Below are 12,885 nucleotides of genomic sequence, written 5' to 3'. Positions count from 1 at the left end.
AGCACGCCGAAGGGGCCGCCCGCACCACGGATGGCGGACGGCCCCTTCGGGGTCGTGCTGGGAAGCTCCGGTCAGGCCCGGGTCAGGAGGCCTTGGCCTTCTGGGCCGGAGCCGCGGCGGCGGCCGGGGCCGGCTTGGCGGCCTCGTAGAACTCCTCGCGCGGGGTCTCCAGCGCACCGAGGGAGACGACCTCGCGCTTGAGGAACATGGCGAGGGTCCAGTCGGCGAAGACGCGGATCTTGCGGTTCCAGGTCGGCATGGCCATGCCGTGGTAGCCACGGTGCATGTACCAGGCGAGCCGGCCCTTGAGCTTGATCTTCGTCTTGCCCATGACGATCATCGCGACGCCCTTGTGGAGGCCGAGGCCCGCCACCGCACCCTTGTTGGAGTGCGAGTACTCCTTCTGCGGGAAGCCCCGCATGCCGGAGATCACGTTGTCGCCGAGGACCTTGGCCTGGCGCAGCGCGTGCTGGGCGTTCGGCGGGCACCAGGCGTTCTCGACGCCGGCCTTGCGGGAGGCGACGTCCGGCACCTGGGCGTTGTCGCCGGCGGTCCAGATGTAGTCCGTGCCCTTGACCTGGAGGGTCGGCTCGGCGTCCACGTGGCCGCGCGGGCCCAGCGGGAGGCCGTAGCGGGCCAGAACGGGGTTGGGCTTGACGCCGGCGGTCCACACGAGGGTGTTGGAGTCGACCTCGAGGCCGTTCTTCAGCACCACGTGGCCGTCCACGCAGGAGTCCATGGAGGTGTTGAGGTAGATCTCGATGCCGCGGGACTCGAGGTGCTCCTTGCCCCAGGTGCCGAGCTTGGGCCCGACCTCGGGAAGGATCTTGTCGGCCGCGTCGACCAGGATGAAGCGCATGTCCTCGCGCTTGATCGTGGAGTAGTACTTCGCGGCGTCGCGGGCCATGTCCTCGACCTCGCCGATGGTCTCCGCGCCGGCGAAGCCGCCGCCCACGAAGACGAAGGTGAGGGCCTTGCGGCGGACGTTCTCGTCCGTCGTGGACTCGGCCTTGTCGAGCTGCTCGAGGACGTGGTTGCGCAGGCCGATGCCCTCTTCGACGCCCTTCATGCCGATGCCCTGTTCGGCGAGGCCGGGGATCGGGAAGGTGCGGGAGACGGCGCCGAGCGCGATCACCAGGTAGTCGAAGGGCAGCTCGTACGCCTCGCCGACCAGCGGCGTGACGACGGCGACCTTGCGGTCCTGGTCGATGCTGGTGACCCGGCCGGTGAGAACCTCTGCCTTGGGCAGCACGCGTCGCAGCGGGACGACGACGTGCCGAGGCGAGATGCTGCCTGCGGCCACTTCGGGGAGGAAGGGCTGGTAGGTCATGTACGACCGCGGGTCGACGACCGTGACGGTCGCCTCGCCATAGCGCATCTTCTTCATGATCCGCTTGGCCGCGTACAGGCCTACGTACCCACCTCCTACAACGAGGATCCTGGGACGCTCCGTGGTGCTCATGGAACGAGTATCCAGCACCCTCAGGGGTGACGCTCGTGAGCCCCTTCACAAGGTGTGCGAGACCCTCTGCTACACTCCGCCGCCCACGTGACGTGGGTCATGGCGCGCAACGGGAACCACGGTGTAACGGGAGTCGTTGTAAACCCGTCCTGAGCTGGCCTGTAGCCCCTCAACCGGACTGGACCACCGGGGTTCGTCGATACCTCCGATACGGAACCCGTCGCGTCCGCTCTTCGCACGAACGCGCTCGGAAAGAGCCCTCAGGGCCTTGCGGAGGGGCCGAACGGCCCTTCCGTTGACCCGACCGACCCCTTTTCCTTGTGAAGAACTTCACGAAGTTCATGTGGATCAAGGGCCCCGGGACCCCCTCAGACCCGTCTTTCCTTCGAAGTCCCGCCCATGGGCGGAGGATTCAAAGGGCATCGGACATCCTCCCGCGTGTACTCCTTCATGGCTGATAGCACTGTGACCGTCCGCGAAGCCCGTGCGCATCTCGCGGACCACATCAACCGTGCCGAGCAGGGCACCCCCACGGTGATCACCCGCAACGGCGTACCGGTGGCAGCCGTGGTGCCGATCGCCGATTTCGACGCGCTGGAGGAAGCGGCCGATGTGCTGCTGGCGCGTGAGGCCGAGGCGGTCCTCGCGGAGGGCGGCCCGACCGTGTCGATGGCCGAGCTGCTGGCGGACCTGTTCACCGAGCGCGGCGAAGACGCGGCGTGAAGTACGCCTTCCGGTTCACCACCGCGGCGCAGCGGCAGCTGCGCGCCATCGACCGTCCCGCGGCGATGCGCATCCTGGCCGCCCTGACCGCGCTCGGTGACGATCCGTACCGCGAGGACGCCGACATCAAGAAGCTCACCGGGCCCTCCGGCCTCTACCGGCTCCGGGTCGGCGGCTACCCGGTCGCCTACCAGGTCCTGGACGGCGAGCTCGTCATCCTCGTCGTCAAGGTCGGGGACCGTCGCGACGTCCACCGCGGCATCTGACGCCCGCAACACCTGAAACGCCGAGGGCCGCCCGGAGTGCGAGGACTCCGGGCGGCCCGGCGGTGGATCGGGGCGGTCACCCGGTGCCGAGTGCCGCGTTCCACGCGATGCCGTCGAGGATGTCGTGCTCCGAGACCACGACCTCCGTGGCTCCGATGCGCTCCATGATCGCCAGCAGGACCAGCGCGCCGGCGCCGATCACGTCCACCCGGCCCGGGTGCATGACGGGGATCGCCGCGCGCTCGGCGTGCGTCGACGTCAGCATCCGGCCGGTGATCTCGCGGACCTGGTCGTAGGAGATCCGGGAGTGGTGGATGGCCGCCGACTCGTACTCCGGCAGCCCGAGCGCGATCGCGGCGATGGTGGTCACCGAGCCGGCCAGGCCCACCAGGGTGCGGGCCTCGGCCAGCGGGACCGTCTCGGCCGCCAGGTCCAGCGCCGCCTCGATGTCGGCCCGTACGGCGGCGATCTGCGTCTCGGTCGGCGGATCGGTGACGACCCCGTCCACCACCAGGTGACGCTCGGTCATCCGGACGCAGCCCACGTCCACGGAACGGGCCGCCCGCACGTGCTCCTCGCCGACGACGAACTCCGTCGAGCCGCCGCCGATGTCCACGACCAGGAACGGCCGCTCCAGGTGCTCGTGCGCGGTGAGCTCCTTGGTGGCGCCGGTGAAGGAGAACTCCGCCTCCTGGTCACCGGAGATCACCTCGGGCTCGACGCCCAGGATGTCCAGTACGCCCCGGACGAACTCGTCCCGGTTCTCGGCGTCCCGGGAGGCCGAGGTCGCCACGAAGCGCACCCGCTCGGCGCCGAGTTCCTTGATGACCGCCGCGTACTCACGGCAGGCGGCGAAGGTTCGCTCCAGCGCCTCCGGGGCGAGGCGGCCGGTCTTGTCCACGCCCTGACCGAGGCGGACGATGATCATCCGCCGGTCGACCTCGACCAGCTCGCCGGTCGCGAGGTCGCAGTCCGCGACGAGCAGCCGGATGGCGTTCGTACCGCAGTCGATGCCCGCGACCCGGGTCACGCGTCCGTCTCCTCGGGCTCCGCCTTCTCCGCGCACGGGGTGACGCAGGCGCCCTTGGCCCACCACTCGGGCAGCATCGCGAGGGCCTCGTCGCCGAACGGGTTCACGCCCGGGCCCGCGGCCAGGGAGTGGCCGACCAGCACGTGCAGGCACTTGACCCGGTCCGGCATCCCGCCGGCGCTCGGGAAGCCCTGGAGCACCTCGATGGCGTCGCGGCGCCGGATGTAGTCCTCGTGCGCGGCCTGGTAGGCGGCGGCGAGCTCGGGGTCCTCGGCGAGCCGGGCCTGCATCTCCTTCATCACGCCGTTGGCCTCGAGCGTGCCGATCGCGGAGGCCGCGCGCGGGCACGTCAGGTAGTACAGCGTCGGGAAGGGGGTGCCGTCGGGGAGCCGCGGGGCGGTCTCCACCACGTCCGGCTGGCCGCAGGGGCAGCGGTGCGCGATGGCGCGCAGCCCGCGCGGCGGGCGGCCGAGCTGCTGCTCGAACGCCTCGATGTCCGCGTCGGTCGGCTCGGTCCGGTCGGTCTGGGGCGGGGGCGTCTGCATGCCTGGAGGGAGTCTCTTCGTTCGCGGTTCTATGACGGGTGGAACTGGTTCATTCGCCGGGGCGGTCGGCCTTGTCGACGCCGTCCCAGACGTTGGAGTACCAGGGGCGGTCCGAGCCGGCCTGGCCGGTCCGGTGCCGCTCGGCGGCCTGTGCCCCGGGGTCGGTCATGATGTAGCCGATCTCCCCCGGGCGCAGGAAGTGCAGGTGCTTGCGCGCCTGCTGCTCCGCGTAGGCGTTGTCCTGCCAGCGGGCCTTCTCGTCGCGGAGCCGTTCCAGGCGGTCCCGCGCGGCGGCGGCGGCCCGCTGCTGCTCCGCGATCTCCGAGCGCTGGGAGACGTACTGGCGCATCGGATACGCGAGGGCGACGACCAGCGTACAGAGGACGAGCACCAGGAGGGCCGCGCGGCCGGTGAGCCGGCTGCGGCGGACCTGGCGGCGCGACTGCGAGCGGTAGACGTGGGCGGCGGTCCGCTCGCCGAGCTGCTTGAGCCTGGTCGCGGTCGAGAAGGTGGAGAACCGATCCCGGTTCCCGGCCATTGATCCCGCCTCCCCTATGTACGCACTACGCAATACGTCCCCGCACACGGTACGGGACCGAGTGCGGGGACGTACGGAAGCAAGAGCGTGATTAGCCCTTGAAGCGCGGGAACGCGCTGCGGCCCGCGTACACCGCGGCGTCGTCGAGGATCTCCTCGATGCGCAGCAGCTGGTTGTACTTGGCGACGCGGTCCGAGCGGGCCGGGGCGCCGGTCTTGATCTGGCCGCAGTTCACGGCGACGGCGAGGTCGGCGATGGTGACGTCCTCGGTCTCACCGGAGCGGTGCGACATCATGCACTTGAAGCCGTTGCGCTGGGCCATCTCGACGGCGTCCAGGGTCTCGGTCAGCGAACCGATCTGGTTCACCTTCACGAGCAGGGCGTTCGCGGAGCCCTCCTCGATACCGCGGGCCAGGCGCTCCGGGTTGGTGACGAAGAGGTCGTCGCCGACGATCTGGACCTTGGCGCCCAGGCGGTCGGTGATGGTCTTCCAGCCGGCCCAGTCGTCCTCGAACAGCGGGTCCTCGATGGAGACCAGCGGGTACGCCTCGACGAGTTCGGCGTAGTAGTCGGTCATCTCGGAGGCCGAGCGGGACTGGCCCTCGAACTCGTACTTGCCGTCCTTGTAGAACTCGGACGCGGCGACGTCGAGCGCGAGCGCGATGTCCTTGCCCGGGGTGTAGCCGGCCTGCTTGATGGCCTCGACGATGAGGTCGAGCGCGGCGCGGTTGGACTCCAGGTTCGGGGCGAAGCCGCCCTCGTCACCCAGGCCGGTGGAGAGGCCCTTGGTGTGCAGGACCTTCTTGAGGGTGTGGTAGACCTCGGCACCCCAGCGCAGCGCCTCGGAGAAGGACTCCGCGCCGATCGGGGCGATCATGAACTCCTGGATGTCCACGTTGGAGTCGGCGTGCGACCCACCGTTGAGGATGTTCATCATCGGAACGGGCAGCAGGTGCGCGTTCGGGCCGCCGAGGTAGCGGAAGAGCGGAAGGTCCGAGGCCTCGGACGCGGCGTGCGCGACGGCCAGGGAGACGCCGAGGATGGCGTTGGCGCCGAGGGAGCCCTTGTTGTCGGTGGCGTCCAGGTCGAACATGGCCTGGTCGATCAGACGCTGCTCGGTGGCGTCGTAGCCGACGAGCTCCGGGCCGATCTGCTCGATGACGGCCAGGACGGCCTTCTCCACGCCCTTGCCGAAGTAACGGTTGGGGTCACCGTCACGCAGCTCGATGGCCTCGAATGCACCGGTGGAGGCGCCGGACGGAACTGCAGCACGGCCGGTGCTGCCATCGTCGAGGCCCACCTCGACCTCGACCGTGGGGTTGCCTCGGGAGTCCAGGATTTCCCGGGCTACGACGACGTCGATGGACGGCACGAGCATCTCCTTCTGGGATGTGACGCTGGGTGTGCGGTGGCGTCAGGCCGTGGGATGGCCTTGCCGACTAGAGCCTAACCGGCTCCGGGCACTCGACCGGCCGACCGCCCGGGTCCTGGGACGAAAAAGAGCCCGAATACCCCTCTTCCGGGACATAGGACTCTGGATCGGCGCCGGATGACCGCGGTTCCGACGGCGCACGCGCCGCCGCCCGGCGCGTGGGGGGAGGCGCGCCGGGCGGTGGGGATGGTGCGTGTTACTGCGACTGCTGCGGCTGTTGCCGCAGTGTTCAGCTGAGCTTCAGCTTCTGACCCGGGAAGATCAGGTCGGCGTCCGAGACGATGTCCTTGTTCAGCTCGAAGAGCTTCTCCCAGCCGCCCTTGACGCCGTTGGCCTCGGCGATGCTGCCCAGGGTGTCGCCGGACTTGACCTCGTACGAGCCGTTGCCGGTCTTCGGGGCCGGGGCCTCGGAGCGCTCGGAGCGGGTGGTCGGAGCCGGGGTCTCGGAGCGCTTCGTCTCCTTCTTCGGCTCGGTCTTCTTCGGCTGGGTCTTCTTGGTCTCGGTCTTCTTCTCCGTCTGCTTCGGGGTCTCGGTCGCGCCCCCGCCGGTGTAGGAGGAGTTCGACAGACCCACGCCGCAGGACGGCCAGGCGCCCTTGCCCTGGCCCTTGAGGACCTTCTCGGCTATGGCTATCTGCTGGGACTTCGAGGCCTGGTTGGCCTGCGGGGCGTACGTCTTGCCGCCGTACGCGGCCCAGGTGGAGGACGAGAACTGCAGGCCGCCGTAGTAGCCGTTGCCCGTGTTGATGGCCCAGTTGCCGCCGGACTCGCACTGCGCCACGCGGTCCCACTCGGAAGCGGTGGCGGCGCTGGCGGAGCCCGCGGCCATCAGGGGGGCGGCGACGGCCACACCGGCGACACCGGCGAGCGTGACGATGCGGACGGCCTTGGAACCGCGGCGGTGCTTGCCCTTGCCGGAAAGCAGCATGGAGTTTCTCCTCACCGACGCCTACGAGGTGAGCTGTCGGGTTCGGGCGAGTGAGTTGCCCGGCCGTGCGACCTAGCGCACGTCTTAACCCCTAGCCGGTGGCGTGACCGTCTCTCAACGGCCGCTCCCGGCACCTACCTTGGTTCCCCCGCTCCTGCCTTCGGCGCTTGACGCGACGACTGTTCCCCCCGTCCGCCGGCAGGATTCGGCGATGCGGTCGAAGGAGCTCACGATGGCGAGCGATTCAGAAGGTAGACAGGTCTCTCCCCGATGTTCAACGACCGCCATCGGGGAGAAACGGCCCCTACTTGCGCCCCTTGTAGGGGTGTTTGCGCAGGTGAGGGTGGGGATTGCGGAAGCCCCGGGACGAGACACGCCAGTTGACCGGAAGAGACACATGTCTCACTTACAGAAAACGGACAATCAACTCTTACCGGGTGGCTTAAGTGCCCTTATTGCGCGGTTAGATCCAGGTTCTGACCGGGCTTGATCAGATCGGCGTTCCCGCCGATGACCTGCTCGTTGGCCTCGTAGAGCGCGTTCCAGCCGCCCTTGACCCCCTTGGCGTCCGCGATGGTCGCCAGGCTGTCGCCCGCCTTCACGGTGTACACGGGGTCCGACGCGGCGTCAGATGTGACGGGTGCCTCGGGCGCGGGCGCTCCGCGGTGCTTGCCGCTGCCCTCGGGCGCCGTGGCGGGCGGTGCGGTGGGGTCGGCGGAGGCGCCCGGGGCGGCCGGTGCCGTCGGGTCCACGGGGTCCGTCGTGGCGCCCGGAGTTGTGGGGGCCGTGGGGTCGGCCGGGGTGACCGGGGGCAGGCCGGGGGTGCCGGGCGGCGTGGTGGGCGCGCTCGGGTCCACGGGGGCGGTCGGCGCACCCGGGTCCGTCGGAGTCGGGGCCGGGGTCGTGGGCTCGTCCGGCGAGGGCATGACGGGCAGTCCGAGGGACGGCGCGAGCGGGCCGTCGGGGAGCACGAACGACGGGGTGTCCGACGGGCTCGGGGCCGGCTGGGTCGGGGCGCCGAAGTCCGTGGACGGCTTGCCGGTCCCCGTCGAGGGCACGGTGGTGTCCGGCCGGGAGGGCGTCGGGGCGATCACCCCCGGGCCGCCGGGCAGACCGGGGTCGACGGCCGCGGCGGGGCTCTGCCCGTCCAGTCCGGCCGAGGCAGCGCACAGCGGCCACGCCTGCGGCCCCTGGGAGGCCAGTACGCGCTCGGCCACCGCGATCTGCTGGGACCGGCTCGCCAGGTCGGCCCGCTTGGCGAAGTCGAGCCCGCCGGCGCTCTGCCACTGGTCCTGCGTGAACTGGAGGCCGCCGTACTGGCCGCTGCCGTAGTTGGCGCTCCAGCTGCCCCCGCTCTCGCATTCGGCGACCTTGTCCCACGTGGAGGTGTCGGCCGCGGAGGCGTTGGTGGCGGCAAGAAGCGGCAGGGCCAGCGCGGAGCCTGTGACTCCTGCGGTGACGACTATCGCGGGCACCTGACGGGGGCGTCTGTGACGGCCGTTCCCGGAACGCATGAGGCTGCACCTTTCGCATAACGGCTGGGTAACGGCAGAACCTAGCGGCCTTCGAACGATTGTCACAACTCCGGTCGGTATCTGACTTCCGGTCAGACGGCCCTCAGATGTTTCGGGGTGTAAAGCGCACGGGAAGGGTGCGCAGGCCACGCATGATCAGCCCGCCGCGCCAGCGCAGGTCTTCCGGCGGAACGGCGAGTTCCAGATCCGGCAGACGCGTGAGCAAAGTCGCAAGCGCCGTCTGTCCCTCAAGTCGCGCGAGCGGAGCGCCCAGGCAGTAGTGGATGCCGTGCCCGTACCCGAGGTGCTGGTTGTCGGTGCGGGAGAGGTCGAGGGTGTCCGGGTCGGCGAAGCGCTCCGGGTCGCGGTCGGCGGCCGCGAGGACGACCAGGACCGGATCGCCGGCCGCGATCGACTGCCCGCCGAGGGTCAGCGGCTCGGTGGCGAACCGCCACGTGGCCAGCTCCACCGGGCCGTCGTAGCGCAGGAGTTCCTCGATCCCGGTCTCCAGCAGGTCCCGCTCGCCCGCGGCGAGGGAGAGCTGGAGGCGTTCGCGCTCGCCGGGGTTCATGAAGAGGGAGTGGACGCCGTTGCCGATGAGGTTCACGGTCGTCTCGAAACCGGCGAAAAGCAGGATGAAAGCCATGGCGGTGGCCTCGACCTCCGTGAGGTGGTCGCCGTGGTCGCTCGCCCGGATCAGGTCCGAGATCAGATCATTGCCCAGATCATCCCTTTTGCGATGGATGAGTTCACCGAGATAGGTCCGCATCTGCTTGACGGAACGGGCCACCCCGCCGCGCGGACCGCCGCCGTGCCGGATCATCATCCCGGCCCAGTCCCGGAAGTCGTCCTGGTCCTCGCGCGGTACGCCGAGCATCTCGCAGATGGCGTAGATGGGGAGCGGGAAGGCGAACTCGTGGATGAGGTCCGCCTCCCCCTTCCCCGCGAACTGGTCGATGAGGTGGTCGGTGAGCTCCTGCACGCGCGGGGTGAACCCGGCGACCCGGCGCGGGGTGAAGGCCTTCGACACCAGCCGCCGCAGCCGGGTGTGGTCCGGCGGGTCGATGTTGAGCAGGTGCGTCATCAGCTCCGCCTTGCGCTCCCCCGGGATCCCGGTCTTGCCCTTGGCGTGCGCGGGCTCCGCGTGGTGCGCCGGGTTCTTGCTGAGCCGCTGGTCCGCGAGGGCCTGGCGGGCGTCCGCGTACCGGGTGACCAGCCAGGCCTCGACCCCGCTGGGGAGCTTGGTGCGGTGCACCGGTGCGTGCTCGCGCAGCCATGCGTAGGCCGGGTACGGATCGGTCGCGAACTCCCAGTCGAACAGGGTCGGCCCTCCGCGGGAAGGGGAGGTCGAAGGGGTGTCGGCGGGGGTTGCGGGGGTCTGCTCATGCACCCGCTGACCGTATCCCGGCGCCCGCCCCCGATCCCATATGGGAGGTTCGTCGCGGCTGTCCGTAGATCCGCCATCGCTTGACCTGACGTTCCCCGACGTTCCTACTTTCGGTTCTGTGGATGTGAGGATCTTGAAAAGCAGCTTCGCGGTGGTGGAGAGACGGGCCGAGCACGCGGTCAAGTTCTTCTACTCCCACCTGTTCTGGCACAACCCCGGAGTCCGTGAGCTCTTCCCGCCCTCCTTCGAGGACATGGAGCGACAGCGGGACCGGCTGTTCGCCGCGCTCACCCACGTGGTCGCCCATCTGGAGAACGAGACCCTCGTCCCCTATCTCCGCGAACTGGGCCGCGACCACCGCAAGTTCCAGGCCGGCCCCGAGCACTACGCGGCCGTGGGCACCAGCCTGCTCGCCGCCCTCGCGGAGACCTCCGGAGCGGCGTGGACCCCGCCGGTGGAGAAGGCCTGGACCGAGGCGTACCAGGTGATCGCCGACGCGATGACGGCCGGCGCCGCGGAAGCCGGGGACCCGCCGTGGTGGGACGCGGAGGTCGTGCGCCACCTCCGGTACGGGGAGGACATCGGCGTCCTGACCCTGGAGCCGCACGCCCCCTTCCCCTATGTACCCGGCCAGTACACGAGCGTGAGCAGCGAGCGGGTCCCGAGGACCTGGCGCACGTACTCCATCGGCAACGCCCCCCGCCCCGAGGGCACCCTGGACCTGCACGTCAGCCGGATCGAGGGGGGACGGGTCAGCACCGCCCTGGTCCGCGACGCCCAGCCGGGCGACACGCTGCGGCTCGCCGCCGCCGGCGGGCAGCTGACCTTCCGCCGCGCGGACCGCCCGGCCAGCCTCATCGCCGCCGGGACCGGCTGGGCACCGATCCGGGCCATTCTGGAGGATCTCGGGAAACACCCTCCCGATCAGGACATACGGCTCTTCGTGGTGGCGCGGGACCCCGCCCACCTCTACGACCGCCCGCTCATCGACGAGTACGCCGCCGCCTGCGACTGGCTCGGCGTCACCTACATCACGCCCGCTCCCGGGCAGCACCGCAACCAGGCCACCGACCGGCTGGCCACCGCGCTCAGCAACCGGGGCCTGTGGCCCGACCAGGACGTCTACCTCAGCGGGCCGCCACGGTTCGTCGAGGAGACCTCGTACCTCCTGGAGGAGCTGGGCGCCCGCCCCGGCCGGATCTTCTACGACTCCGTACCCGCCACCGGCAGGGGCAACGGCCCGAACGGCCGCCCGCTGGGCTTCGGGGAGTGGTTCCTGAACCGCCCGTCCCCGCACTGGCACAACCCCTCCGGCCGCGCGCCGAGGGAGTACTGAGAACTCTTACCGCTGCTGAGGGCTACTCGCCGACGCCCTCGGCGGCACGGATCGCGTCCCGGTAGACGCGGGCCGCCGCGCGCAGCGCGGTCTCGGGGTCGATCCCCGCCGCCTCGGCGCGCGCCGCCAGCTCCAGCAGCTCGTACCCGATGCCCTCGCCGCGGGGCAGTTCCACGGCCAGCCCGCCCGTACGGACCCGACCCGCGAGCTTGGCCGCGAGCGCGAGCCCCGGCTGGCCCACCGGAATCCCGTCCGTGACGGACTCCCGCCGCTTCTCGGCCGCCTTCGTGCGCTGCCAGTGGGCGCTGACGTCCTCCGGGGTCTCGGCCTTCTCGTCGCCGAAGACGTGCGGGTGGCGGTGGATCAGCTTCTCCACCAGGGACCCGGCCACGTCGTCGATGGAGAACGCCTCATCGGGATCGTCGTACTCCTGCGCGATCCGGGCATGGAAGACCACCTGGAGCAGGACGTCGCCGAGCTCCTCGCGCAGTTCCTCCCGGTCCCCGTCCTCGATCGCCTCGACCAGCTCGTACGCCTCCTCGATCGCGTACTTGGCGAGCCCCCGGTGGGTCTGCCGCGAGGTCCACGGGCACTCGCGCCGGACCCGGTCCATCACCTGGACCAGGTCGAGCAGGCGGGCACCCGGCAGGTCGTACGAGCCGGGCAGCAGTTCCAGGTCGGGCATGGAGACCCGGCCCGAGCCGGCCAGGCGCGCCAGCCCGTCGGTGAGCCGCTTGTCGCCCTCGCCGCTCGGCAGCACCACGACGGTGCGGCCGCCGGCGCAGGCCTCGACCAGCGCGTGCGCCTCCGGGCTCTCGTGGACGACCTCGACGCCCGCCTCCCTCAGGTACGGGAGCTGCGGGTGGCCGGGGTCGGCGCAGACCACCCGGTCCGCGGCGTGCAGGGTCTGCCACGCGGGCCAGGACAGCACGCCGGGGGCGACCCGGTGGCTGGTGGTCAGCAGGACGATGCGGCCGGTGGGCTCGGCGGGTACGTGGTCGGTCACCCTCCGAACCTACCTCCGTCCGCCGGCCTCCGGCCGGGAGGGGCCCCAGCGGTCTCAGGCTCCGGCGGGTGCCTGCTCGGGCCGGGTCCGCTGGGTGATCCACGGGGTCTCCCCGGTGCCGAGCTTGATCTGCTGGACGTCCCAGGAGCCGTAGCGCGGGTTGACCTCGATGTGCAGCGCCTTCGCGGCGGCCCGGGCCGGCTCCTCCAGTTTCCCGTTGCCGTACTTGGCGGCCAGCTTGGTGAGCAGCACGCGGTCCCGGAGGAACCGGTCGATCTGGCCGGGGGCCATGTGGCCCTTCTGCAGGAGCAGCGCCTCGAACTGATCCGCTCCCTTGTTGTCCTCGACGTACGCCTTGTGCTCGTCCTCGATCTCCTTGGCGGAGACCGTGATCCCGGCGGTCGCGGCCATCTTGTCGATGATCCGGTTCTGGAGGATCGAGTCGAGCTGCTCCCGCTCCAGGTTGGGGGTGCTCGCGATGAGCTCGGCGGCGGCCTGCCCGGTCCGGTTCTGCGCCGCGCGCACGTCGTTGACCTGGGCCTGGAGCGCGGAGGTGGTGATGCGTTCGCCGCCGACGACGGCCGCGGTGCCGGGGCGGGCTTCGCCCGAGCAGGCGGCCAGCAGGGGGGCCGCCAGGAGCAGGGCGGCGGAGACGGAGAGCGCTGTGCGACGGTGCAAAGGAGCCTCCAGGGCCGGGAGATTGTGCGTCGGTGCACAA

Annotated in this window: 13 protein-coding genes and 1 riboswitch; of the genes, 3 read left to right on the top strand and 10 right to left on the bottom strand. The window is 70.6% G+C overall.

The genetic code is table 11. The features are described from left to right. Positions 1-82 precede the first annotated feature (82 nt). A complete protein-coding gene (locus ACGFYQ_RS29480; protein ID WP_393749092.1) occupies positions 83-1,462 on the bottom strand; it encodes an NAD(P)/FAD-dependent oxidoreductase in 1,380 nt (459 codons plus the stop codon). A 450-nt stretch (positions 1,463-1,912) separates the two neighbouring features. On the opposite strand from ACGFYQ_RS29480, the gene ACGFYQ_RS29475 reads away from it, so the two are divergent. Together ACGFYQ_RS29475 and ACGFYQ_RS29470 are read left to right on the top strand one after the other, a co-directional pair. After that, the gene (locus ACGFYQ_RS29475) at positions 1,913-2,185 is read left to right on the top strand and encodes a type II toxin-antitoxin system Phd/YefM family antitoxin (protein WP_393749090.1); all 273 of its coding nucleotides are present in this window, start codon (positions 1,913-1,915) and stop codon (positions 2,183-2,185) included. Next, the gene (locus ACGFYQ_RS29470; RefSeq protein ID WP_393749088.1) at positions 2,182-2,451 is read left to right on the top strand and encodes a type II toxin-antitoxin system RelE/ParE family toxin; all 270 of its coding nucleotides are present in this window, start codon (positions 2,182-2,184) and stop codon (positions 2,449-2,451) included. Before ACGFYQ_RS29475 ends, ACGFYQ_RS29470 begins: the two co-directional genes overlap by 4 nt. Positions 2,452-2,527: 76 nt before the next feature. Here ACGFYQ_RS29470 and ACGFYQ_RS29465 read toward each other — a convergent pair whose 3' ends face one another. From ACGFYQ_RS29465 to ACGFYQ_RS29435, 7 genes are all read right to left on the bottom strand, one after another. Continuing rightward, positions 2,528-3,481, bottom strand: coding sequence for an exopolyphosphatase (locus ACGFYQ_RS29465; RefSeq protein ID WP_393749086.1), 954 nt, complete (start codon positions 3,479-3,481; stop codon positions 2,528-2,530). Beyond that, positions 3,478-4,026, bottom strand: coding sequence for a DUF501 domain-containing protein (locus ACGFYQ_RS29460; RefSeq protein WP_393749084.1), 549 nt, complete (start codon positions 4,024-4,026; stop codon positions 3,478-3,480). Before ACGFYQ_RS29460 ends, ACGFYQ_RS29465 begins: the two co-directional genes overlap by 4 nt. A gap of 49 nt (positions 4,027-4,075) precedes the next feature. Beyond that, positions 4,076-4,564, bottom strand: a complete 489-nt coding sequence (locus tag ACGFYQ_RS29455) for a septum formation initiator family protein (RefSeq protein WP_393749082.1) — start codon at positions 4,562-4,564, stop codon at positions 4,076-4,078. Positions 4,565-4,655: 91 nt separating this feature from the next. Continuing rightward, positions 4,656-5,942, bottom strand: coding sequence for a phosphopyruvate hydratase (gene eno / locus ACGFYQ_RS29450; protein ID WP_393749080.1), 1,287 nt, complete (start codon positions 5,940-5,942; stop codon positions 4,656-4,658). Positions 5,943-6,225: 283 nt separating this feature from the next. Then, a complete protein-coding gene (locus ACGFYQ_RS29445; protein ID WP_393749078.1) occupies positions 6,226-6,924 on the bottom strand; it encodes a transglycosylase family protein in 699 nt (232 codons plus the stop codon). A gap of 3 nt (positions 6,925-6,927) precedes the next feature. After that, positions 6,928-7,100, bottom strand: a riboswitch (cyclic di-AMP (ydaO/yuaA leader). A gap of 276 nt (positions 7,101-7,376) precedes the next feature. Then, positions 7,377-8,438 carry a transglycosylase family protein gene (locus ACGFYQ_RS29440; RefSeq protein WP_393749076.1) on the bottom strand — a complete coding sequence of 354 codons (1,062 nt, stop codon included), beginning with the start codon at positions 8,436-8,438 and terminating at the stop codon, positions 7,377-7,379. Positions 8,439-8,541: 103 nt separating this feature from the next. Then, positions 8,542-9,828, bottom strand: coding sequence for a cytochrome P450 (locus tag ACGFYQ_RS29435; RefSeq protein WP_393749074.1), 1,287 nt, complete (start codon positions 9,826-9,828; stop codon positions 8,542-8,544). A 121-nt stretch (positions 9,829-9,949) separates the two neighbouring features. On the opposite strand from ACGFYQ_RS29435, the gene ACGFYQ_RS29430 reads away from it, so the two are divergent. After that, entirely contained in the window at positions 9,950-11,161 is a 1,212-nt protein-coding gene (locus ACGFYQ_RS29430; RefSeq protein ID WP_393749072.1) for a globin domain-containing protein, read from the top strand. Between the two features lie 22 nt (positions 11,162-11,183). Here the strand turns inward: ACGFYQ_RS29430 and ACGFYQ_RS29425 are convergent, their stop codons facing one another. After that, positions 11,184-12,167, bottom strand: a complete 984-nt coding sequence (locus ACGFYQ_RS29425; protein ID WP_393749070.1) for a nucleoside triphosphate pyrophosphohydrolase — start codon at positions 12,165-12,167, stop codon at positions 11,184-11,186. Between the two features lie 54 nt (positions 12,168-12,221). Continuing rightward, positions 12,222-12,845 carry a SurA N-terminal domain-containing protein gene (locus tag ACGFYQ_RS29420; RefSeq protein ID WP_393749068.1) on the bottom strand — a complete coding sequence of 208 codons (624 nt, stop codon included), beginning with the start codon at positions 12,843-12,845 and terminating at the stop codon, positions 12,222-12,224. Between the last annotated feature and the right edge of the window lie 40 nt (positions 12,846-12,885).

Origin of the sequence: Streptomyces sp. NPDC048258, assembly GCF_043201995.1 — a bacterium.
Lineage (GTDB): Bacteria > Actinomycetota > Actinomycetes > Streptomycetales > Streptomycetaceae > Streptomyces.
This window is presented reverse-complemented; position numbering and strand designations above follow the sequence as displayed.